This is a genomic window from Labrys sp. E2SS-1L (assembly GCF_057073705.1).
Genome location: NZ_CP172713.1, coordinates 794533 through 816611, shown reverse-complemented (window position 1 = coordinate 816611; position 22079 = coordinate 794533). Strand labels below are relative to the sequence as shown.

The following is a 22079-nucleotide window of genomic DNA, read 5'->3' as shown; positions in this document are numbered from 1 at the left end:
CAGTGGCCGGCTTGCTGGTGGTGGGCGTAGTAGCCACCACAATCCGGCGAAGAAGGCGCGGTTGAGGCACCGGCCGTCAGCATCCATGATTGAGCGTTACCGAATCCGCTCTTCGCCCGCCGGCTCGCGCTGATAGGTCGCCAGGACCTGCCGCAGCTTGCGCCCCAGCAACAGGAGAGCCGCCAGGCCGGCGCAAAGGCCTAAGCCGAAAGTGACGATCTGCAGCGCCGACAGCTGTCCATCGAGGCTCGCGCGCAGTCCCGCACCGGCAGCGACCTGCAGGGCGATGCCGGGCAGAATGCCAAGCCCGGTCGCGATCAGGAACGGGCCGAAGGCGGTCGAAGTCGAGCCGAACACGAAGCTCACCAGGCTCGATGGCGCAATCGGCGCGAAACGGCATAAAAGCACGATACGCCAGCCACTTATCCGAACAGCTTCACGAAGCGGCTCGAGCAGGCGCCAGCGCCGGGTGAGCCGGTGCCCGTAGCGGCGACCAACGGCGAGGCCGAGCCAGTAAGCCACGGATGCGCCGAGGATGGATCCGATCAGGGCAAGCGGGATGCCGTATAGACCATAGGCGGAACCGGCCACGATGCAAAGCGCGGGCCGGGGCAGCAGCGAGACCGCACTGACGAAGAAGAGCAGCAGCATCAAGGCTGCTCCCCACTCGCCGGCAAAGCTCAATAGATCCGCCTGCATGCCCAAACCAGTCCCGGTGTCGTTCGCCGTTCATATCGTGTCTCGGGCAGGATGCAACCTCGATGGCTTTTGCTCAAGAGACATTCACGCGGCCTGTGGCCGGATGTGAAAGCGATGCCGGCATCCAGGCAGCATGCCGATCATGCCTCGTGCCAACAAAGAACCCGGCGTGTCGGGCGCCGGGTCAAAAGTTGGTTGCTATGCCGCCGATTTGCGGCATGGGTGCACACTATTGTCAGACGATGTGACACAGCCGTGAAAGTACCGGCGCCAAGGCGTCCTGTAATCCGACAACCTTGCCAGGATTCGCAAATGCACATCGAAACAAAGGGTTAGGACCGGCAAGAGGCTGGTCCCTCTCTGGAACACAGCCGGTCAGAGAATGGTTTCGAGAATATCGGCCGCGTCGCCGATATCGGCCTGGACGGCACGAACCGCACCATCCCGATCTCCCGATCGCAGTGCGTCGACGAGGATACGGTGGTGTTTATTCGAGACGACGAAATTGCCGCGTTCCTGCAGCAGGTTGAAATAGGGGCTGACCTGGAGCCAGAGGGTCTCGATGATGCCGAACAGTGTCTCCGAGCCGCTCGCTTGGTAGATCTCGAAATGCAGCGCCCGGTTGGCGCGCAGATAGATCTTCCGGGCTTCCTTGTTCGGCTTGATGTTGTCCATCTCTTCGACCAGTTCGTCCAGCCGGGCGAGTGTTGCGGGCTGGAGGTTGGGCGCGGCCCAGGATACCGCCAATCCTTCGATTTCCAGGCGAGTGCGCGTCAGGTCGGCCAATCGTTCTCGGGTCAGATGCGGAATGCCGAGGCTTCGCCCGGCGACCACCGTGAGGGCCTTTTCCGCCGTCAGGCGTAGAATGGCCTCGCGCACCGGCATGGCGCTGACGCCGAAGGCATCCGCCAGCCACTGGATGGTAATCGACTGGCCGGGCGCCAGGTCGCCATTGAGGATCAGTTCCTTGGCCTGGCGATAGACGTCCTCCTGCATCGTGGCGCGCTGCACGCGGACGACCGAGAGCGGTTCTCGCGCCTTGGACCTGATTTCGCTCATGACACCTCCGCGTTGCAATCCCGGGACGGGATTCTCGTCTTGTAGGTCGGTTCGCCGTTCCAAGAAAGCGTCACCGGGCTTGCTAAAATTCTGATCTTTGATTTATGATCAAAAGTAGCTCACAGAAGCTGACTTATCAACGAGTCGAAGTGCCCGCCGCAACGAAGCGGGCTGACAGGGAGGGAAGAATGGGACTGGTGAAGCGCGGTGCTGCCCTGCTGGGCGCGGGACTGCTCGGCCTATGCGCCCTTGGCGGGCAGGCCGAAGCCAAGGACAAATACAAGATCTATCTGTCGATGAGCTATATCGGCAATGATTGGCAGGGCGAGGCCGCCAACATGGTCAAGGCCATGGCCGCCAGCAAAGAGATGGCCGACAAGGTCGATCTCCAGGTCCAGGTCGCCGGCCCCAATGCCCAGCGCCAGATCCAGCAGATCAACGCCATGGTCCAGGCCGGTGCCAAGGCCATCGTTGTTTTCCCGATCTCGCCCACGGCCTTGAATGCGGCCGTGAAGAATGCCTGCGGCAAGGGCGTGGTGGTGATCGCCTATGATGGCGAGATCACCGAACCCTGCGCCTACAACGTCACGATCGACCAGGCCGAGGCAGGGCGGGTCACGGCCGAATGGCTGGCCAAGAAACTGAACGGCAAGGGCAACATCATCGCCATCACCGGCGTGCCCGGCACCTCGGTCGATACGCTGCGCACCAAGGCAGCCAAGGAGGTGTTTGCCAAATATCCCGACATCAAGATCGTCAACGAAGCCGTCGGCATGTGGAGCCAGGCGGTGGCTCGCACCGAATTGTCCAAGATCATGGCCACCCGTAAATGGGACGAGATCGACGGGCTGTGGATGCAGGTGGGCTGCTATACCGCCAATACCATGCAGATCGAGGCCGGCGCGACCCCCGATAAGCTCAAGCCCTGTGCCGGCGAGGGCTCGAATGGCGGCCGCATCCAGATGCTGCCGGTGGGCACCGAGGTCGAAGGCGTCAACGGCACATATACCCCGATGGCTGCGCCCCGAATTTCCTATGCCTCGCCGCCTTACTCGGGTGGCCTGGCCCTGAAGCTTGCCGTCGCCAAGCTCGATGGCAAGGACATTCCCAAGCACACGGTGCTGCCTTTGCCGATCGTGACGAACGAGACGATCAAGCTCTGCCAGGAAGGCAGCTGGGCGGAGATGAAGGCCGGCTGTAACGCCTTCAAGCCCTCTCTGGTTTCCAACCCCGGCTGGTTCGCCTCGATCTATTCGGCCGAAACGCCCGAGCTCGGGCTGTCGGCGGCGCTGGTCGGCCAGCCCGAGAATTGAAGGCAGGGCGGTCCGCGCCCTCGTCCAAATCCGAGACTCTCCTTCTCCTCTTGCGGGAGAGGGAGAGACACCTTGTTGGTCTCGATGTGAGCCTCCCGGTCAGGATGAGGCGCGCAGATACCGCAAATGAGTTCAGGACCGGCTCGCATGTCATCCCCATCCGTTCAGACGGCTTTGCCGAAAACGGCGGTCGCGGCCCGCGATATCAGCCGTTCCTTCGGGCCGACCATCGCCGTCGACGGCGTCTCCTTCGAGGTCAGCGCCGGCGAGACCCATGCCCTGCTGGGCGAGAACGGCGCCGGCAAGTCGACGCTCGTCAAATTGCTGTCCGGCCTGATCCTGCCGAGTTCGGGCCATTTCGAGATCTTCGGCCAGCAGGCCATGCTTGGCAGCCCGCGCGCGGCCCATCGGCTCGGCATCCAGACCGCCTTCCAGGAATTGACCATCGTCAAGGACCTGACGGTGCTCGACAACATGCTGCTGCCTTATCCGCCGACCCTGCTCGGCCAGATCCGCCGCGCCGAGGCCCGCCGCCAGGTGGCTGAACATCTGGACGCGATCGGCCTTGCGGCGATCGACCTCGACACCGACCTGCGCGATCTCGATCTCAACCTGCGCCAGAAGATCGAGATTGCGCGCGCCTTGTTTCGCCGCCCCAGGATCCTCCTTCTCGACGAGCCGACCTCCACGCTCTCCGGCCGGGACATCGACTGGCTGGGCGGCCTGATCGACGGGCTGAAGCGCGATGGCGTCACGGTCGTCTTCATTTCCCACCGCATGGCAGAGGTGAGGGCCTTCTGCGATCGCGTCACGGTCCTGCGTGGCGGCAAGCATATCGCCACCGCCAGCCTTGCCGATGTCGCCGACGAGGACCTGATCGGCATGATCGCCGGCCGGGAGCTCGGCCGCTCCTTCCCGCCCAAGCCGCCGGTGCCCGCGCTGACCGGCGATCCCGTGCTTTCGGTAAACGGCCTCAATACACACAAGAGGCTCGAAAGCGTCGGCTTCGACCTGCGCGCAGGTGAGATCCTCGGCGTCGCCGGCCTCCAGGGCATGGGCCAGCTCGAGCTTTTCTCGGCCCTGTTCGGCATGGAGGAATATCGCGGCGAGATCCGCATCGACGGACAGCCGGTGACGCTGACTTCCCCGCGCGACGCCATCGAGGCGCGCATCGGCATCAGCCTGGTTCCCGAGGACCGCAAGACCGAAGCCCTCTTCCTCAAGCTCGACGGGCAGCGCAACGTCTCCCTGCCGGTGATCGAGCGCTATACCAGGTTCGGCCTGATCGACGAGGCCGGCGAGGAGAGGGATGTCGCCCGGGTCTTCGGCCGGCTCAACGTGCAGATGCGCGCGCTGTGGACCAGCGTGAAGTCCTTCTCCGGCGGCAATCAGCAGAAGATCGCCATCGCCAAATGGCTGTTCGCGCAAAGCCGCGTGCTGCTGCTGTTCGATCCGACCCGCGGCATCGACGTCGGGACCAAGCATGAGATCTACGCCTTGATCCAGCAATATGCCGCCGCGGGCGGCGCCGTCCTGTTCCATTCCACCGAGATCGCCGAGCTCGACCATCTCGCCCATCGCGTCCTCGTGCTCTATCGCGGCAAGGTTGCGGCCGATCTCACCGGCCCCGCGATTTCCGAGGACGCCATTCTGCGCGCCACGCTGGGCAGCGCTGCCACGATCCGGGAGGCATCATGAGCGCGGCCCAAGCCGATATGTCCCTCAAGCCGTCGCCCCCCAGGCGCGCGGTACTGCGTTGGGCGCGCCATCGAGGCACATTGATCGCCATCGCGGCTTTCCTGGTCTGCCTCGGGCTGATCCGCCTCGTCAGCGGATCCCTCAACTATTACGACATCTCGACCATCGCCACGGGCGGGGCGACGCTGGCAACGGCCGCGATCGGCCAGACCGTCGTGGTCTTGTCGGGCGGGTTCGACCTGTCGGCCGCCGCCGTGATCTCGCTGGTGAACGTCACACTGGCGAGCCACATGCAGGACGATCCATCCAGCATCCTCCTATGGTCCTGCGCCGGCATCGCCATCGGGGCTGCGGCGGGTGCCTTCAACGGCTTCTTCATCGCCTTCCTGCGTCTTCAGCCGATCGTCGTGACGCTTGCGACCATGTTCATCCTGCAGGGCGTGACGCTGCTGGTGATGGACAAGCCGGGTGGCCAGCTTCCCGCCGGGTTCAGTGCCTTCTTCACGGCGGACGTCATCCCCGACTGGCTGCCGGGCCCGGTTCTGATGCTCGTCCTCCTGGTGCTGGGCTGGTTTCTCCTCAAGAACACCATCTTCGGCAAGGCGATCTATGCCATCGGCTCGGACCGGGACGCGGCGCGGGCAGCAGGTCTCGACACCCGCCTGTGCGAGTTCTTCGTCTATGTCCTGGCCGGCGGGCTCTACGGTTTGGCCGGCGTGTTCATCAGCGCGCAGACCGGCTCGGGCGATCCGCTGGTCGGCAATCCCATGCTGCTGCAGATGTTTGCGGCGGTGGTGGTGGGCGGCACCTTGCTGGGCGGCGGGCGCGGCGGGCCGGTCGGCACCATCTTCGGCGCCTATGTGCTGATGATGGTGGTCAACATCCTGCTCGTCCTCAACGTGCCGGCCTTCTATTCCTCCGTGGTCGAGGGCACCATCCTGATCCTGGCGGTGTTGGGCGCTTCGATCACCCGCACCTCGGTGCTCGCCTCGACCTTGCGCCTCGGCGGCCATCGCCTGTCGGCCTGGCGTCAGGGGCGTCTGCCTCGGCAGCTGACCCTGCCGGAAACGCGGCTGCGGCTGCCGGACGAGCCCGCTCGAGCCGCACGATCTCAAGTCGCGCGTCCCAGCTTCTGGATCCGCCGCCAGGAGGATCTGCGCACCGTCCTGCCGGCCTTTGCCTGCTTTGCGATCGTTCTCGTCGTCAGCCAGTTCGTGCTCGGCAGCACCCTGCTGTCATGGGGCTACTACAATTCGCTGATCGTGCTGGCGAGCTTCCTGGCCATTCTCGCGCTCGGGCAGGGCAGCGTGATCCTCACCGGTGGCCTCGACCTCTCGCTGCCATGGACGATCGCCTTCTGCGGCATCGTCAGTGCCGGCCTGATGAAGGGATCTGACAGCGCCATGCTCTATGCCCTGCCTCTGGCTCTGGGGATCGGCACGTTCATCGGCCTCATGAACGGTCTCGGCATCGTGGCCCTCGGTCTGTCGCCGATCGTGATGACCCTGGCGATGAACGGCATCCTGCAAGGCTTTGCGCTCGTCTATTCCGGCGGCACGCCCGACGGCTTTTCGGCCCCCGGCCTGCGCTGGATTATGACCGGCCAGGTGATGGGCATGACACCGATCGTCCCCCTCGTCATCCTGTTCGTGCTCGTTGCCACGATCCTGCTGGGTCGCACGGCCTTCGGCCGGCGTGTCTACGCCATCGGCAACGGCATGCGTGCCGCCGAGCTTTCGGGCGTTCCCGTCGGGGCGACCCTCGTCAAGGTCTATATGCTGTCGGGTTTCTGCGCGGCGCTCGTGGGCTGCCTCCTCGCCGGCTTCTCCGGCCAGGCGAGCCTGGGCATGGGCGATGACTATCTCCTGCCTTCCATCGCCGTCGCCGTGGTGGGTGGCACACTGATCACCGGCGGGCGAGGGCGCTATATCGGCATGATCGGCGGCGTGCTGCTGCTGACGGCCTTGCAGACCCTGCTCGCCGGTACCACGCTTCCCTATGCCACACGCGCAATTCTCTATGGCGTGGTCGTGCTTTGCGCGGTTATCACATTGCGCGAGAAAAACACCTGAACATATTGCCATACAAGGAAATATCATGACTGGAATTGTCCTCAAGCCCGGTCTTCGGGTTCTCGTCACCGCCGGAGCTTCCGGCATCGGCCGCGCCATCGCCGACCTCCTGATCGACAACGGTGCCAGGGTGCATGTGTGCGATGTCGCCGAGCATCATCTTGCCGATTTCCGCAGCGCCCATCCCGGACACGGCGCCAGCCTGTGCGACGTCTCCGACGAGGAGGCGGTGGCCAGGCTGTTCGATGAGGTAAAAGCGGGCCTCGGCGGCCTCGACGCGCTCATCAACAATGCCGGCATTGCCGGGCCGACAGGCGGCGTGGAGGAGATCGCGCCCGCTGACTGGCGCCGCACCATCGACATCTGCCTCACAGGGCAGTTCCTGTGCACGCATCATGGCGTGCCCCTGCTCAAGCAGGCCGGCGAGGGTGCCATCGTCAACCTGTCCTCGGCGGCGGGGCGCTATGGTTATGCCTATCGCACACCCTATTCGGCTGCCAAATGGGGGGTGATCGGCTTCACCCAGAGCCTTGCCAAGGAACTCGGCCCCTCGGGCATTCGCGTCAATGCCATCCTGCCCGGCATCATCCGAGGCCCGCGCATGGAGGGGGTGATCCGCGACCGCGCCGCGCAGGTCGGCGTGCCCTATGAGGCGATGGAGAAGCAGTATCTCGATCGCATCTCGCTGCGCCGCATGACGGGCCCGGAGGATGTTGCGGCCATGGTCCTCTTCCTGTTGTCGCCGGCCGGCATCAACATCTCCGGCCAGTCCCTGGGCGTCGACGGCAACGTCGAATCCCTGTGAGCGCCCCCTCTCAGTCGGGAACATCCCCATGAAGACAGCCATCATCGGATCCGGTTTCATCGGCCGCGCCTGGGCCATCACCTTCGCCAGGGCCGGCCACGAAGTCAGGCTCTGGGACAAGGACGCCGACGCCCTGCCGAAAGCCCTGGCCTTCATCGAGGAGATGCTGCCGGATCTGGCCGCCAACGACCTATTGGGTGGTTCCGAGCCGGCCGAGGTTAAGGCGCGCATCCATATCGAGGCCGATCTTGCAGTGGCGCTCGATGACGTCGATCACGTCCAGGAAAATGCGCCCGAACAGGTCGAACTGAAGCGTACCCTGTTCGCCGATCTCGACAGGCTGGCACCCGCCAAGGCGGTGCTGGCAAGCTCGACCTCGGCGATCCTGCCTTCCGCCTTCATGGAGCATCTGCCCGGCCGCCAGCGCTGCCTCGTGTGCCATCCGATCAATCCGCCCTATCTGGTGCCGGCGGTCGAGGTCTGTCCCTCGCCCTGGACCTCGCAGGAGGCCATGGCCAAGGCTGCCGACTTCATGCGCAGCTGCGGCCAGTCGCCTTTGGTGATGAAGCGCGAGATCGACGGCTTCATCATGAACCGCCTGCAGGGGGCCCTGCTCGAGGAAGCGTTCCGCCTGGTTGCCGACGATATCGCCAGCGTCGAGGACATCGATATCGGCCTGCGCGACGGGCTGGCCTTGCGCTGGTCCTTCATGGGGCCGTTCGAGACGATCGACCTCAACGCGCCCGGGGGCGTGCGTGACTATGCCGAGCGCTACCAGGGCATCTACGCCAACATCTTCCCGTCGGTGCAGTACCGCGTCGATTGGGCCGGCCCCGTGATGGAGCGCATCGAAGCCGAGCGTAGCGCCCTTCTGCCACGCGACAAGCTCGGCGAACGCCAGAAATGGCGCGATCGCCAGTTGATGGCTCTCCGCGCCCACAAGCGCAAAGCCGCCAAGGACATTGGAAAGTGAGTAGACGGTATGGCCCGCAATAAAGTCATCATCACCTGCGCCGTAACGGGCGCCATCCACACACCGTCAATGTCGCCCCATCTGCCGGTGACGCCAGAAGAAATCGCCGATGCGGCTGTCGGCGCCGCCGAAGCCGGCGCGGCGATCGTGCATCTGCACGCCCGCAATCCGGTAACGGGCGAGCCCGACCAGACGCCGGAGGCCTTTGCGCGGTTCCTGCCCCAGATCAAGCAGCGCTCGAACTGCGTCATCAACCTGACCACCGGCGGCGCCCCGACCATGAGTATCGAGGAACGCGTGCGGCCGGCGGCGACCTTCGCGCCTGAAGTCGCCTCGCTCAATCTCGGCTCCATGAATTTCGGCCTGTTCGGCATGCTCGATCGCTTCACCGATCTCAAGCACGAGTGGGAGCGGACCTATCTGGCCAACAAGGACATCATCTTCCGCAACACCTTCGGGCAGATCGAGCACATCCTGACCACCTGCGCCGGCAACGACACCCGCTTCGAATTCGAATGCTACGACACGGCGCATCTCTACAACCTCAAATATTTCTTCGATCGCGGCCTGGTGAAGGCGCCGTTGTTCATTCAGACCGTGTTCGGCCTGCAGGGCGGCATCGGCGGCCATCCCGACGACGTCCTGCACATGAAGCGCACGGCCGACCGCCTGTTCGGCGACCAGTATCGCTGGTCGGTTCTCGGTGCCGGGCGCAACCAGTTCAACATTGCGGCGATGGCGGCCGCGATGGGCGGCAATGTCCGCGTCGGGCTGGAGGATTCGCTCTGGAACGGGCCGGGCGTGCTCGCCCGCTCCAATGCGGAGCAGGTCACCCGGGTCCGCCAGATCATCGAAGGTCTCGGCCTTGCCGTGGCGACCCCGGACGAGGCCCGCGAAATGCTGGGCCTGAAAGGCGGCCACGCCGTGAATTTCTGAGGCAGGCCGCCGGGAGGCTGAAAACCAAAGAACGGTTGAAGGAGAGGGAACAAGCATGCGTATCGAAGTCCTGCTGGATGTGAAGACCACGTTGGGGGAGGGGCCGCTCTGGGATGTCGAGCAGCAGCGCCTCTACTGGATCGACAGTTTCGACGGCCGCGTCTTCCGTGCTACTGCCGACGGCCGGGAACTGCGGGCCTGGGACGTGCCGCAGAAGATCGGCTCGATGGCGCTGCGCAAGGATGGCTCGGGCGCCGTCGTCTCGCTGGCGCGCGGCTTCCACCTCCTCGACTTCAAGACCGGGGACGTCGAACTCATCCACGATCCCGAGCCGGATCTGCCCAACAACCGCATCAATGACGGCAAGGTCGACAAGCGCGGCCGCTTCGTCGCCGGCTCCATGGACACGATGGAGGAGGGGCCGAACGGGGCGCTCTACAGCCTGTCGACGGATTTCAAGGTCACCAGGCTCGATAGCGGCATCATCTGCTCGAACGGGCCGTGCTGGAGCCCGGACGGTACCATTTTCTATTTTACCGACACCTGGTCCGGCGAGATCTCGGCTTATGATTACGATCAGGATACGGGCAGCGTGTCGAACAAACGAACCTTCGCCAAGGTCGACGGCTCCGGCGGTGGCGCGGCCGATGGCTCGACGGTGGACGCCGAGGGCTGCCTGTGGAATGCCCTGGTCTATGACGGCAAGCTGGTACGCTACCGGCCGGACGGTTCCGTCGACCGGGTGATCGAGATGCCGGTCAAGAAGGTCACCAGCGTGATGTTCGGCGGCCCCGATCTCGACGTGCTCTATGTGACCTCGATGGCCAAGCCACCCTTGCCGCGCTTCCCGGGTGACGGCGTGCTGCGAGGCAGCCTGTTCGCCATCCATGATTTGGGCATAAGGGGCATTCCCGAACCGCGCTTCGGCGGGTGAAGGGATCGGAAAACGGCGGGACGGGACGGCCCCAACCAGCAGCTTTCGCCGCAAGCGGGGCCAGCCTGCATCGTTGCCGACGAGTGTCGTTTTCTTGGCTGGCGGCCAGCTTGCTGAAGTTAAGGACGAGGATGATCCCGCGCCGATAAGCTGGCCCAGCCGGCGGACTCATGGGCCGCTGGGCAAGACTTTTCGTTATCCGAGCAGGGTGGAGATCCTTGGTTTAATTCTTTAAAAAATCTTTATACATCAATTTGATATTTTACATTCTTAAATCGATGACTTATCGGCTTGCCTTGAACGGACATCGAAGTCTTCCGACCCCTGCATCTGCAGCAGCCGGAAGACCTCGATGTCTATTGCGGGTGGCTAAAGTGAACGAGCCACCCGCAGACCCGGATGCTACTCTACAATCTGTACGATCCGACGGGTGCCGGGATCGACCAACACGACCTCATCATTGATGACCGTATATTTGTAGCGGACTTCGCCATAGTCGGCAGGTACGTCGTAGTATTCGACGCCCTCCTCAGGCAGGACGACGCCTACATTGAGAGGTTCTTCATAGCGATAGGAGGGGATATGCCGCTCGATCACATATTTGCGGAAGCGGGGGCGCTGTTCGATCCCCAGCAACCCGTTGATGCCGCCTGTCACGGCGCCGACCGTACCGCCGACGATACCGCCGATCGGCCCGGCATTGTCATTGCCGCGTTCCGCCCCTTCCTGGGCTCCGCCCATCACGCCTTGTGCCTGGGCAGCGGCCGGCAGCCATAGCGCCACCAAAGATATGCCAATCAAGTTCATCAACCTGCTTGTCATGACCTTTCTCCGTGGTTATCGAGTGTATCCACTCCAGATATGAGCAATACAACAACCCATGGCTGCAATTGTTCCCATATAATTTTGATGAAAATAGGAATTACGGCACGCGTCGCAAAATTATCTTTGATTTCTTAATGATGACACATTTCCGGTAAATGTGTGTCATTGAAGTATTCTGATGAATTCCAAGTTTTTTGAGATATGTAGATAGGAAATTCTTGTCGCCGCGCAGCCGTTGTGTCTTGCGGCCGCAGACGTGCGCCGATGGTTGTCCGAGTGTCGTGCGCATAACCGGATTCGTCATCGCAGCGGATGATCTGCCGGCGTCGTATGTGCGAAATCGCACATCCGCAGCATGAAATTACCCCTAAGGCTCCATGAAGTTTGGAGATCTGCTGGATAGCGGCAGTCTATTTTAAGGTAATATGGTAATGGGTGCTGCCGTGCTTTCCGATGCCTATAGGAGCGTCGACGTCGACCGTCTGCCAAGACTGCGCAATGAAGCCATGCGGCCGACTCCCGTTTCCGGTCCGATCATCACACCCCGGGTCGCGACGATCCCGATCCTCATCATCAGCGCCGCAACGCTGATCCGCGACTGCCTGGCGCGCTGCCTCGCCGAAGCCGAATTGAACTGCAGCACGAGCGGCTATGGATCTGTCGACGAATGGCGTCCGACGGACCCTGCCGCCCCCGTGACGATATTGCTGTGCGCGACTGGGGACGGCGCGACAGAACGCGCCATTTGCGACGACATTGCCCGGTTGCAGGCCAAGGCTCCCGACAGCCAGATCATCGTACTCTCCGATGTCGAGGACCCTGTTCTGGTCCGTCGCAGCCTCGAACAGGGTGCCCAGGGTTTCGTCGGCATGACCTTCAATCTGGACATGGCGGCCGCCGCCATTCGCCTGGTTCAGGCAGGAGAGAAGTTCGTCCCCGTCAGCAGCCTCCTGGCGGCGCAGGCCGCGCCCATGCCGGCTGCGGACAAGGGGCCACTCGGCCAGGCGCTCACCCAGCGGCAGATTGACGTCATCGACCGTTTACGCCGTGGCGAGTCCAACAAGATCATCGCTTTCAAGCTGGAGATGAGCGAGAGCACGGTGAAGATCCACATCCGCAACATCATGCGCAAGATCAAGGCGCGCAATCGCACGGAAGTGGCGATCCTGACCAAGGATCTGTTCAACTAAGCACAGGGCCTCGGCTCGAGCAAAACGCGTTCGTGCCTGGATGAATGCGCAAGACGGCAAGGCTCCCTATGGGAGCCTTCAGACCGCTGACAAACCCCGCCATTTTTGGCGGGGTTATTTTATGTGCCTGCTGCAAAGGTTTGAGTTATCGACTTTTTTGAGAAAGAGCCCTTTCAGGCTGGTGCTGACCTGTAAGCGGGAGCCAGCAGAGTGGCGATGCGCTTGATGTTCTGGGCGACAGCGGCCAGGAGGCATTGGCAGGCCACGCGTGTGAGACTTCGGAAGCGGGCATAGCGGTGGCCGTGCAACTGTTTGGCATCGGCGAAGGAACGCTCCACCGTCTCCTTTCGTCGTTTGTAGATCAGCTTGCCATAGGGCGTGAGGCGGTTTGCATCGGTGCGCTCGCGCGCTTCGTGCCAGACGTGCCGGGTGATGACGCGTCGGTTGTCGGCGGAGCGGGTGCATGAAGCCAGCAACGGGCAGGTGCGGCAGATGGCCGGATCGGAAGCGTACTGGCGATAGCCGTCGCGGTCTGTGGTGGCATAGGCCAGCAACTGCCCCTGCGGGCAACGATAGCCGTCCCGTTCCTCCTCATAGATGAACTGGCTCTTGCGCATCATGCCAGGCTTGGGCGGGTTGGGGGTACGATAGCCGGTCACACCCAGGATGGCTCGATCCTCCAATCCCTTGGCGATGCCAGCACTGGCATAGCCCGCATCCAGCCCTACCGCCTTCACCGGCAAGGCAAAGCGCTCGCGCTGGCGGTCGAGCCGGCCCAGATAGACGATGCTGTCATGCACATTGCCGGGTGAGGCAAAGGTATCGGTGATGATGCCGACCTTGCCGTCCACCGTGCGGTGATCGAGATAGAAGAAGCCTTTGGGCTTGCCATCGCGCACCATGTAGCCGCTGTCCGGATCCACCCGCGAGACCTTGGTCTGCTTCACCTCGGGCTCACGTTCGCGCACCGGCAGGGGGGCCTGGCCATGCGCCGCCCGCTCCGCCTCGACAGCCGCGTCCAGGGCTTGCCAGTAATCGGCTCGTGACTTGGCAACCTGGGCTAGGTCGAACTTCTTGGCGTTGGCATTCGCCTTCAGATGGGTGGAGTCCGTGTACAGCACCTTGCCATCCACAAGCCCATGTCCGATCGCCTGCTCCACGATGGCATCGAAGATGGCCTGAGCCACATCCGTGTCGTTGTAGCGCCGGCGCCGGTTCTGCGACAACGTCGAGGCGTCGAACACCGGCGCCATCAGCTTGAGCCCCAGAAACCAGCGATAGGCCACGTTCACTTCGATCTCGCGCACCAACTGGCGCTCCGAGCGGATGCCGAACAGGTAGCCGATGAACAACGCCTTGAACATCAAGGTCGGGTCCAGCGGAGGACGGCCATTGTCCGCACAGTAAAGCCCCGACACGCGATCATGGATGAAGGAAAAGTCGATCACCGCGTCGATCTTGCGCAGCAGATGATCCTTGGGAACAAGCGCATCGAGCGTAACCATCTCGATCGCCGTCTGCTCGGGGCCGGGTTTCTTCAACATGACCCACTGAATCAAAAACTGCTGACTAACGCTACTGGTTTGTCAGCAGTCTGAAGGCTCCCTATGGGAGCCTTTTTTGTCTGCCGGTGAGGTGTCGGGAACATGCCGCCTGATCGGGCGTTATGGGCAAGGGCGGTGCAGGTATCCACCATCACCGTCAAGGATCACCAGAACGGAGAACAAGATGGCCGACTCGATCTCCTCGGACGATGTGCGCAAGGAACTGGAAAAGCAGATTGCCGATCTCCGCAAGGAAATCAGCGCGCTTGGCAAATCCATCGCGGATCGCGGTGCCGAGACATTGGAACGCACACGCGAAGCGGCTTCCGAAGCCGTGGATCGGGCCAGAGGGCAGACGAGAGCCTCCTTCCAGCAGGCCCGCGAGCAGGCGCATGCCGTGACCGATGCGGCGAGGGAACATCCCGGCACGGCCGCGACGATATTGTCCTCGGCCGGCATTCTGGGATTCGTCGTTGGGCTCTTCGTCGGTGCGACCCTGCTCGGGAACGAGCGACGCTAACCTTCTGTCTATCGAGCAGGCGCCGCCACGACGTCCTGCAGCGGTTTCCGGTCAGGCTCGCTCATTTGTCAACCAGGGCAAAGCGCAGTCTGGCTGGTTCGCTTGCAGGCTCCGGCCAGCCCAGCGTCGAACTTGCGAAGGCGTGAAGGAGGGCCGCCAGCCGGGCACAAGGCTCGGAACTGGCGACGATCGCCCTGCCGGTGTCACGTGTGCCGACGCCAAACTGTACCTGGCACTGAAACTGTTCCGCATGGCCATCGAGCGTCCTGACGCTCAGCCTGCTCCTGGGCAGCAGACAGCGCCGAAGCCTCTCGACAGCATCGATGGAGGTGGTGAGCGCGTCAGGCTCGCCACAATGCGAACCATCGGCGGACGACAGGCGATGGTCGGGCAGGACGACCAGCCAATCGGCGAACATGCGGCCATTGAGATAACGAAGGCTCAAGCAGATATCGCGATCGAGCCATGGATCGCTCCTATCCAGCCGACTCGCCCTATCGGCAAATGAAAAAAGGGCGCGCACGTCGTAAGCTTGCATGGATCGGCACCTCGATGGTTGTCGGAGGCGAAACGGCGGCGGACAACAAAGGTTTCCTGCCTGCGACGAAGTGGAGCAAAGCCCGGGCCGCTTTGTGGTGCCGGCGGGAACCATGAACCCGGTTCGCAGGTTCAGCGCCAGGACAGTTCGATATCGAGGCCGCGGCCTTCGAGCAGGATCTGCGGCTTGCAAAGGAGAACAACATGCGCAGGCTTGGCTTTCTGGCTTCACTCGCGGGATTGGTCGCTATTGCCAAGCTGCTGGATGAAAATCATCGATTGCGCCAGGAAGTCGGGGCGCTGAAAGCGGCCGGCCGGCGCCGGGACATGGCAGCGCAGCCCGAAGATCCGTGGGACGCGGTCGATGAGGCGAGCGACGAGTCCTTTCCCGCCAGCGATCCTCCTGCTTTCACCGCGCGCCGCAGGACCTGAAACATGCGAGCACGGAAGCTCCGGCGCGAGCATCCGGGTGCGGGCCCTTTGGTGCGAGGCGTTTGGACGGTGATGCCCGCCGTGACGACCGCCATGTTGCGCAGATCCAGCAGGCCGCTCACCAGTAGGATCGCGGTCAGCCGGCGGCGTTCAGGCTGCAATGAGTCCCCGGCTGCAGACCGTTCGGAATGGCCGGCGGCGCCGATTACCCGGCATCCGATGCGCCATCCCATAATGAGGCTCATGACGGCACTCATGGTGTTCTCGATAAGATCTGGCATTTCGTGCTAGTCCGGGACCAGCGGATGATGGGAGTGACAAGCTTGGCGGGATTCGAATGGACTCGCTGATGACGGCCGCGGCCCGTGCGCTCGCTGCCGGCGACCCGCTCGGCGCCCTGAACCGGGTTGCCCTGCGTGACGACGCGCCGGCATTGGCCTTGCGGGGCATCGCTATGGCGCAGCTCGGCGACCTCGACCGTGCCCGAACCCTGATCCGAAATGCCGCGCGCGCCTTCGGCGCCAGGCAAGCCGTGGCGCGCGCGAGATGCATCGTCGCCGAGGCCGAAATCGCCTTCGTCTCGCGTGACCTCGGCTGGCCCGCCAAGGCCCTCCATACCGCACGCACGACGCTGGAGCAGCATGGCGATCGCGTGAATGCCGCTCATGCCAGATATCTCGAAGCCCGGCGCCTGCTGCTGATCGGGCGTCTGGATGCCGCCGAGGCGGAACTTGCCAATTTCGACCCCGCGCCGCTGCCGCCGGCCCTGAGGACGGCCCACGACCTGGTGGTTGCCGGCATTGCGATGCGTCGGCTCGAGACCCGGCAGGCCCGTACGGCGCTGGCACGGGCCGAACGGGCCGCAAGCGAGGCCGCAATCCCGGCGCTGGCGGCGGAAGTCGAAAGCGCCAGGCTGATCCTGGATACGCCGGCGGCCCGCCTGATCAGGGCCGGCGGCGAACGCCCGGTCCTGCTCGATGAAGTCGAGGCTTTGCAGATGTCGAAAGCCTTCATGATCGATGCCTGCCGCCATGTCGTGCGCAATGGCGACAAATCGACTTCGCTTGCCCGGCGACCGGTGCTGTTCGCCCTCGTCCGTGCACTCGGCGAGGCCTGGCCCCGCGATGTGACGCGCGACGAGCTGGTGGCGCGTGCATTCGGAGCCAAGTCGGCCGACGAGTCCCATCGCGCCCGCCTGCGGGTCGAAATGGGTCGCCTGCGTGCGACCCTGAGGGGACTGGCCACCGTCAATGCGACCAAGCGCGGTTTTGCGCTGGCGCCGAGCCGCACCGGCGAGGTCCTGGTGTTGGCCCGGCCGGTGGAGGAGAAATATGCGGCGGTGCTGGCATTTCTCTCCGATGGCGAGGCCTGGTCCAGTTCTGCCCTGGCGCTTGCACTCGGAGCCAGCCAGCGTACCGTGCAGCGTGCTCTCGACGAGCTCGCCTTGGCCGCCAAAGTGCAATTCTTCGGCCGTGGAAGAGCACGCCGCTGGGTGACGCCGCCGGTGCCGAGTTTCGCGACAACCTTGTTACTCCCGGCACCGCTGCCATAAAGCTAGGATCGGCCGTATGAAACGGACACCAGCAGAAATCCTTCGCGAATATGGCCCCTTCGCCGGGGTCGAAGCCGTACACGGGGTCAGCTTCGATGGCGAGAACGTCTGGTTCGCCTCCGGCGACAAGCTGAATGCGCTCGATCCCGACAGCGGCAAGACGGTGAAGGCTCTCGACGTCCCCGCGCATGCCGGCACCGCCTTTGACGGCCGGCATCTGTTCCAGATTGCGGAGGATCGCATCCAGAAGATCGATCCGGCCACCGGCACGGTGCTCGCCACCATTCCAGCGCCCGGCGGCGGCAAGGATTCGGGCCTGGCCTGGGCCGAGGGTGCTCTCTGGGTCGGCCAGTATCAGGACCGCAAGATTCACCAGATCGATCCCGAGACTGGCGCCACCTTGCGCACCATCGAATCCAACCGTTTCGTCACCGGCGTGACCTGGGTCGACGGGGAACTCTGGCATGCCACCTGGGAAAATGACGAAAGCGAATTGCGGCATGTCGATCCGGCCACCGGCACGGTCCTCGACAGCCTTGCGATGCCGGCCGGCCTGGTCGTCTCCGGGCTCGAAGCCGATGGGGGCGAGCGTTTCTTCTGCGGTGGCGGCGAAAGCGGAAAAGTCAGGGCCGTCCGCCGGCCTACAAAGGCAAAGCGCGCTCGTGGCTGAACGCCTGTGTGCTCAGACGAGCACGGGCCGCTCGGGCAGGAACAAGTCGGCGAGAACGCCCAGCGCCTGGTCGAGCTGAGCCATCGCGGGAGCGCCGAGGCTTATCCGCACTCCACCGTCCGGTGCTGAGGGATCGGCCATGGCTGCGCGCGCCGGCATCAGGGCGACACCGCGCAGCGCGGCACGGGCGACGAAACGATCCGCCGCTTCGGCCGGCATCGGCAGCCAGGCGTGAAAACCGTCATTGATCCTGAGCGCCGCTTGCTTGGGCAGGCGATCGGCAGCGAAGGCCGAGCGCCGGACGGCATCTGCGCGGATCGAGGAGGCAACGGCTTCCGCCGTTCCGTCCGTCAGCCACATCCCCATGATCTCGGCCTGGAGCGCCGAGGCCATGGTGCTGCTCGCCTGCAGCCTCGCCTCCGCCTCGGCCACGCGATCGGACGGGACGACGAGCGCACCCATGCGAAGCCCCGGGCTCAAGGCCTTGGAGAGGCTGGTGACATGGAAGGTGCGTTCGGGTGCAAGGCAGGCCAGGGGGCGAACGCCGGCTGGCGCGAAAATGCCGTAGACGTCGTCCTCGATGATGATGACGTCGTGGGCACGGCAGAGGCGGACCACGTCCTGGCGGCGTTCGGCGCCCATCGTCGCCGTCGTCGGATTGTGCAGGGTGGGCGTCACATAGAGCACCCGGTGCCGGCCGTGATCGGCGCCGAGCGCCTCGGCCAGGGCACCGGGCGTAAGGCCCTCCCGGTCCATCGCGAGGCCAATGGTCTCGAGGCCGGCCTGCCGCGCCACCAGCAGGGCGCCCGGATAGGTCAATGCCTCGGTCAGCAGATGGGTTCCCGGCGGACAGGCCATGGCCATCGCAATGGCGAGGGCGTGCTGGGCACCATGGGTCAGCACTATACGGTCCGGTCCGGCGTCGACGCCCCATCTGGCCAGCCAGCGTGCCATCAGGCGGCGATGCTCCGGGCGCCCCGCAGGATGGGAATAAGCCCCGAACGTTTCGGCATCGAGGCGCTTTGCCAGTGTCGACAATGTCGCCTGCAGCAACCTGTCGCTCAACATCTGCGGCGGAGCATTGATGCCGAGGTCGATGCTTCCGGTCGCCATGGCCGATATGCCTGCCACGAACATGCCGCGGCCGTGGAGGGATCTGACCAGGCCGCGCTGCTCCAGCTTGACATAGGCCTTGGTGACGGTGCCGACGCCGATGCCGAGGCGCCAGGCAAGATCGCGATGGGCCGGCAGCCGGTCGCCGGCGCCGATCAGGCCGGCGGCGATGTCGTCGGCAAGCGCCGCGGCGAGCCGCTCGAATGGCGGGTCGTCGCCTGGTGTCAGGCGTGGCTCCCAGGGCGACGCAAGCTTCACGATAAACTCGTTAATTGTGTCACATGACACTATTATGCATTTCGAAAATGTGTCACGCCTCTATGGTGCCGTCAATTCCCTGCGGAACCGACGGCCCTTGCCATGACATCCGACCTGCTGACCGCCTTCATCCTCTATGCCTTCGTCACTTCGATCACGCCGGGGCCGAACAACACGATGCTGCTGGCCTCCGGCGCCAATTACGGTCTCTGGGCCACCATGCCTCACCTTCTCGGCATCAATCTGGGCTTCTGCATCCTGGTGCTCGCCGCTGGCTTCGGCATAGGCGGCTTGTTCACGGCCTTCCCGTTCCTTCACACACTGCTGCGCTATGGGGGCGCGGTCTATCTCCTTTATCTCGCCTGGAAGATCGCGAGAGCGGGCGGGCCGGATTCGGAGGGTGGCCGGGATCGACCGATGACTTTCTTCCAGGCAGCGGCCTTCCAATGGGTCAATCCAAAGGCCTGGATCATGGCGATCGGAGCGATTGCGACCTACACGCCGGTCGACGGCTTCTTCGGTTATGTCCTGGTGGTGGCGGCCATTTACGTTCTGGCCAATGGCCCCTGCCTGCTGGTCTGGGCGGCAGCGGGGACCGCTTTGCGCGGTTTCCTGTCGGAACCTGTGCGGCTGCGCGTCTTCAACATGGTGATGGCGTTGGCGCTGGTCGCCTCACTCTATCCGATCCTGGCTGAAGCGGGGCGTTGATCGACGGGAGCATCGACCTCCCTTCAGAGGTCGAAGGTGAGATAATAGGTCACGAAGGAGAACAGCAAGGCAAGCAGCACACTTTCGAGCATCGGCTTGGCTCCGGTGAAAGAGGCCACCAGCATGCCCGTGCTGCCTTAACCTGCGATTTCCGTTTGTTTCGGCGCGGTGGCGATATCGCGGCATTTCGGCGCCTCTCGTCCAGCGGAGCCTGGCCCATCTCGGCCCGTCTCGGTCCGGCAAATCACGAAGGACTGTAAGTCGCGAAGGTGGGTGTTCCAGCCTTCTCGTAGACCTGGATCGTGAGGCCGGCCGGCGTCACCTCGGCCTTCAACGGCCTGAAGCCGAGAGGCTGCCCGCCATCTCTGAAGAGCTTGCGGCCCTGTCCCAGTACGACGGGAGCAACCATGAGCCTTAGCTCGTCCACCAATCCGGCTGCCAATAGCGAGTAGGCGAGCCGCCCGCTGCCATGGATCTGCAACTCGCGACCGGGCTTGGCCTTCAAGGCGGCGATGCCGTCGAAAATGTCGCCAGACAGGATGGTCGATGGAGCCCATGAGGCACGTTCGAGCGATGTCGAGGCCACATATTTCGGAGCGCCATTCAGCTTGCTGGCGATCGGATCGTTCGGATCATCCATTTTCGGCCAATCGCGCGCGAAATTCTCATAGGTTCGGCGCCCGAACAGGAAGCCATCGGCCTCGGCGACCCAGGCGATCACCGAACGCATCAAGGCATCATCGATGAAGGGCACGAACCAGCCGCCGCGGGTGAAACCGTCGGTCGTGTCTTCATCGGGGCTTCCCGGCCCCTGATACACGCCATCGAGGGACAAGAATTCCATCAAGACCAGCTTCATGACATCACCTTTCGCAGCTCGACCCCGGTTTTTCGGGATGTGGGTGAAAACCCATTACCTATCCTCAAGGCTAACTATCAGCCTTCAAAACTTAGCGCAAGGGCTTAGTTTATATCGGCGATGGAACATTCTGTCGGGCGGGCAGGGGAGCGAACGACTCCCACCGAAGGCACGTAGCGGCGCGGGCGCGGCATGCAGTGGCGGGCAGCAGGCCGAGATGAAGGCCATTCTTTCGGATCATAGGTCAATCAAGATAAAACGCCGTGGAAGCTGGTGCTCCACGGCGTCATGGACCGGTGGTCGATCGCGGCTGGGTGAAAGAGCTCGCGGTTCTCGCACCCACCCCAGCGGGACTTTCTATTGGGCGTCGATGCGCTGGCCGATATGGGCGATAGCCTGCTGATAGACGGAGGCGGCATTCCAGGCCTGGATAGCCCCGAAATTCGGCTCGCCCGGCTGGTAGCCCTGGCCGGCACTCCAGCCATGGGCCTTCAGGTAGTTGGCGGTCGAATCGAGGGCACCCGCAGCGGTGTCGAGATTGCCGACGCCATATTGCAGTACGGTCTTGGGCATGAACTGGGTCTGGCCCACTTCGCCATGCATGGAACCGCGGGTCTGCGCCGTGAAGCGGCCGCTGTCGACGAGCTTGAGCGCAGCGTAGAGCTGGTCGGTAAAGAATTCGGGGCGGCGGCAGTCATAAGCCAGCGTTGCCACCGAGGAGAGCATGTTCTGGTTGCCCTTGACGGCACCAAAGCCCGACTCCATGCCCCAGATCGCCAGCAGCGGTCCCGGCGGCACGCCGTAACGGCGCTCGATAGTGGCAAACAACGCACCCTGGGATTTCTTGAGCTGGCGTCCGCGCGCAACGATCGTGTTGCCACCGCGCTTGGCAAGGAACTGGTCCAGGGACAGCCGGAAACTCTTCAAGCCGCGATCGGCGTTGATGGTGGCTGTGGCGTAATGGGTGCTCATCAGCGCGGCGATGCCGGCCTGACCGACGCCCTTGGCGCGTGCCTCGGCGGAAAATTCCTGCTTCCATGCTTCATAGCCGGCTGCAGTCTTGCCGCATTGGGCTGCATAGGCTCCGCCTGAAAGCTGGAACAGGCTCAAGACCGCTCCGGCCAGCGCCGCTACATGTATCCTCGTGCTCATCCAAATCCCTTTTTTGAGAACATCCAGGCTGCCGGCGACTACAGCAGTGACGCCCGGTCAAGTCAATCGATGCAGAACGGTGCCCACATCATGCTTTCGATTTTGGGTTTACGAAGCAGGCCAAAGCTTGTGCCTGTTGTCACCGCATGAGCATTGGGCGAGCGCAGTTGCGCCATCGCATGCTTCTGCGGCGAGCGGCCTTGCCGGATCGCATGCCGTCGACATGGTGG

General features: G+C 63.6%; 21 protein-coding genes. 13 read left to right on the top strand and 8 right to left on the bottom strand.

Annotation, left to right across the window (positions count from 1 at the left end; genetic code table 11):
- Positions 1-96: 96 nt before the first annotated feature.
- Together ACIGJE_RS29385 and ACIGJE_RS29380 are read right to left on the bottom strand one after the other, a co-directional pair.
- Entirely contained in the window at positions 97-699 is a 603-nt protein-coding gene (locus tag ACIGJE_RS29385; protein ID WP_367624352.1) for a TVP38/TMEM64 family protein, read from the bottom strand.
- A gap of 375 nt (positions 700-1074) precedes the next feature.
- On the bottom strand, positions 1075-1758 hold the full coding sequence (locus ACIGJE_RS29380; protein WP_311945093.1) for a GntR family transcriptional regulator: 684 nt from the start codon (positions 1756-1758) through the stop codon (positions 1075-1077).
- Between the two features lie 188 nt (positions 1759-1946).
- On the opposite strand from ACIGJE_RS29380, the gene ACIGJE_RS29375 reads away from it, so the two are divergent.
- From ACIGJE_RS29375 to ACIGJE_RS29345, 7 genes are all read left to right on the top strand, one after another.
- Positions 1947-3071 carry a sugar ABC transporter substrate-binding protein gene (locus ACIGJE_RS29375; protein ID WP_415085942.1) on the top strand — a complete coding sequence of 375 codons (1125 nt, stop codon included), beginning with the start codon at positions 1947-1949 and terminating at the stop codon, positions 3069-3071.
- 147 nt (positions 3072-3218) lie between these two features.
- Entirely contained in the window at positions 3219-4769 is a 1551-nt protein-coding gene (locus ACIGJE_RS29370; protein ID WP_311945091.1) for a sugar ABC transporter ATP-binding protein, read from the top strand.
- Positions 4766-6841, top strand: coding sequence for an ABC transporter permease (locus ACIGJE_RS29365; protein WP_415085940.1), 2076 nt, complete (start codon positions 4766-4768; stop codon positions 6839-6841). The genes ACIGJE_RS29370 and ACIGJE_RS29365 overlap by 4 nt, the downstream gene beginning before the upstream one ends.
- 25 nt (positions 6842-6866) lie before the next feature.
- A complete protein-coding gene (locus tag ACIGJE_RS29360) occupies positions 6867-7646 on the top strand; it encodes an SDR family oxidoreductase (RefSeq protein WP_367624355.1) in 780 nt (259 codons plus the stop codon).
- A gap of 28 nt (positions 7647-7674) precedes the next feature.
- Positions 7675-8619, top strand: a complete 945-nt coding sequence (locus ACIGJE_RS29355; protein WP_311945235.1) for a 3-hydroxyacyl-CoA dehydrogenase — start codon at positions 7675-7677, stop codon at positions 8617-8619.
- Between the two features lie 9 nt (positions 8620-8628).
- A complete protein-coding gene (gene kce, locus ACIGJE_RS29350; protein WP_311945237.1) occupies positions 8629-9555 on the top strand; it encodes a 3,5-dioxohexanoate:acetyl-CoA acetone transferase in 927 nt (308 codons plus the stop codon).
- Positions 9556-9610: 55 nt separating this feature from the next.
- Positions 9611-10489 carry an SMP-30/gluconolactonase/LRE family protein gene (locus tag ACIGJE_RS29345; RefSeq protein ID WP_311945238.1) on the top strand — a complete coding sequence of 293 codons (879 nt, stop codon included), beginning with the start codon at positions 9611-9613 and terminating at the stop codon, positions 10487-10489.
- Positions 10490-10891: 402 nt separating this feature from the next.
- Here the strand turns inward: ACIGJE_RS29345 and ACIGJE_RS29340 are convergent, their stop codons facing one another.
- The gene (locus ACIGJE_RS29340; protein WP_311945240.1) at positions 10892-11311 is read right to left on the bottom strand and encodes a DUF1236 domain-containing protein; all 420 of its coding nucleotides are present in this window, start codon (positions 11309-11311) and stop codon (positions 10892-10894) included.
- 434 nt (positions 11312-11745) lie between these two features.
- On the opposite strand from ACIGJE_RS29340, the gene ACIGJE_RS29335 reads away from it, so the two are divergent.
- Positions 11746-12504, top strand: coding sequence for a response regulator transcription factor (locus ACIGJE_RS29335; protein ID WP_367624359.1), 759 nt, complete (start codon positions 11746-11748; stop codon positions 12502-12504).
- Between the two features lie 173 nt (positions 12505-12677).
- Here the strand turns inward: ACIGJE_RS29335 and ACIGJE_RS29330 are convergent, their stop codons facing one another.
- A complete protein-coding gene (locus ACIGJE_RS29330; RefSeq protein WP_311943922.1) occupies positions 12678-14048 on the bottom strand; it encodes an IS1182 family transposase in 1371 nt (456 codons plus the stop codon).
- A 184-nt stretch (positions 14049-14232) separates the two neighbouring features.
- Here ACIGJE_RS29330 and ACIGJE_RS29325 point away from each other — a divergent pair, with 184 nt between their 5' ends.
- The gene (locus ACIGJE_RS29325; RefSeq protein WP_311941369.1) at positions 14233-14568 is read left to right on the top strand and encodes an ElaB/YgaM/YqjD family protein; all 336 of its coding nucleotides are present in this window, start codon (positions 14233-14235) and stop codon (positions 14566-14568) included.
- Positions 14569-14629: 61 nt separating this feature from the next.
- Here the strand turns inward: ACIGJE_RS29325 and ACIGJE_RS29320 are convergent, their stop codons facing one another.
- A complete protein-coding gene (locus tag ACIGJE_RS29320) occupies positions 14630-15013 on the bottom strand; it encodes a hypothetical protein (RefSeq protein WP_367624360.1) in 384 nt (127 codons plus the stop codon).
- A 296-nt stretch (positions 15014-15309) separates the two neighbouring features.
- Between ACIGJE_RS29320 and ACIGJE_RS29315 the strand changes: the two genes are divergently transcribed.
- The 3 genes from ACIGJE_RS29315 to ACIGJE_RS29305 all read left to right on the top strand — a co-directional run bounded on the left by ACIGJE_RS29315 (position 15310) and on the right by ACIGJE_RS29305 (position 17759).
- The gene (locus tag ACIGJE_RS29315; protein WP_311941363.1) at positions 15310-15537 is read left to right on the top strand and encodes a hypothetical protein; all 228 of its coding nucleotides are present in this window, start codon (positions 15310-15312) and stop codon (positions 15535-15537) included.
- Between the two features lie 337 nt (positions 15538-15874).
- Entirely contained in the window at positions 15875-17089 is a 1215-nt protein-coding gene (locus tag ACIGJE_RS29310) for a helix-turn-helix domain-containing protein (RefSeq protein WP_367624361.1), read from the top strand.
- 16 nt (positions 17090-17105) lie between these two features.
- Positions 17106-17759, top strand: a complete 654-nt coding sequence (locus tag ACIGJE_RS29305; RefSeq protein ID WP_415085933.1) for a Vgb family protein — start codon at positions 17106-17108, stop codon at positions 17757-17759.
- A 12-nt stretch (positions 17760-17771) separates the two neighbouring features.
- Here the strand turns inward: ACIGJE_RS29305 and ACIGJE_RS29300 are convergent, their stop codons facing one another.
- On the bottom strand, positions 17772-19130 hold the full coding sequence (locus ACIGJE_RS29300) for an aminotransferase-like domain-containing protein (RefSeq protein ID WP_415085931.1): 1359 nt from the start codon (positions 19128-19130) through the stop codon (positions 17772-17774).
- Between the two features lie 102 nt (positions 19131-19232).
- On the opposite strand from ACIGJE_RS29300, the gene ACIGJE_RS29295 reads away from it, so the two are divergent.
- The gene (locus ACIGJE_RS29295) at positions 19233-19838 is read left to right on the top strand and encodes a LysE family translocator (RefSeq protein ID WP_415085929.1); all 606 of its coding nucleotides are present in this window, start codon (positions 19233-19235) and stop codon (positions 19836-19838) included.
- Positions 19839-20082: 244 nt separating this feature from the next.
- On the opposite strand, the gene ACIGJE_RS29290 is transcribed toward ACIGJE_RS29295, so the two are convergent.
- Positions 20083-20682 (bottom strand): dihydrofolate reductase family protein, encoded by a 600-nt coding sequence (locus ACIGJE_RS29290; protein WP_415085927.1) that lies wholly within the window; start codon positions 20680-20682, stop codon positions 20083-20085.
- 372 nt (positions 20683-21054) lie between these two features.
- Positions 21055-21849, bottom strand: a complete 795-nt coding sequence (locus ACIGJE_RS29285; RefSeq protein ID WP_311941345.1) for a lytic murein transglycosylase — start codon at positions 21847-21849, stop codon at positions 21055-21057.
- Positions 21850-22079: the final 230 nt, after the last annotated feature.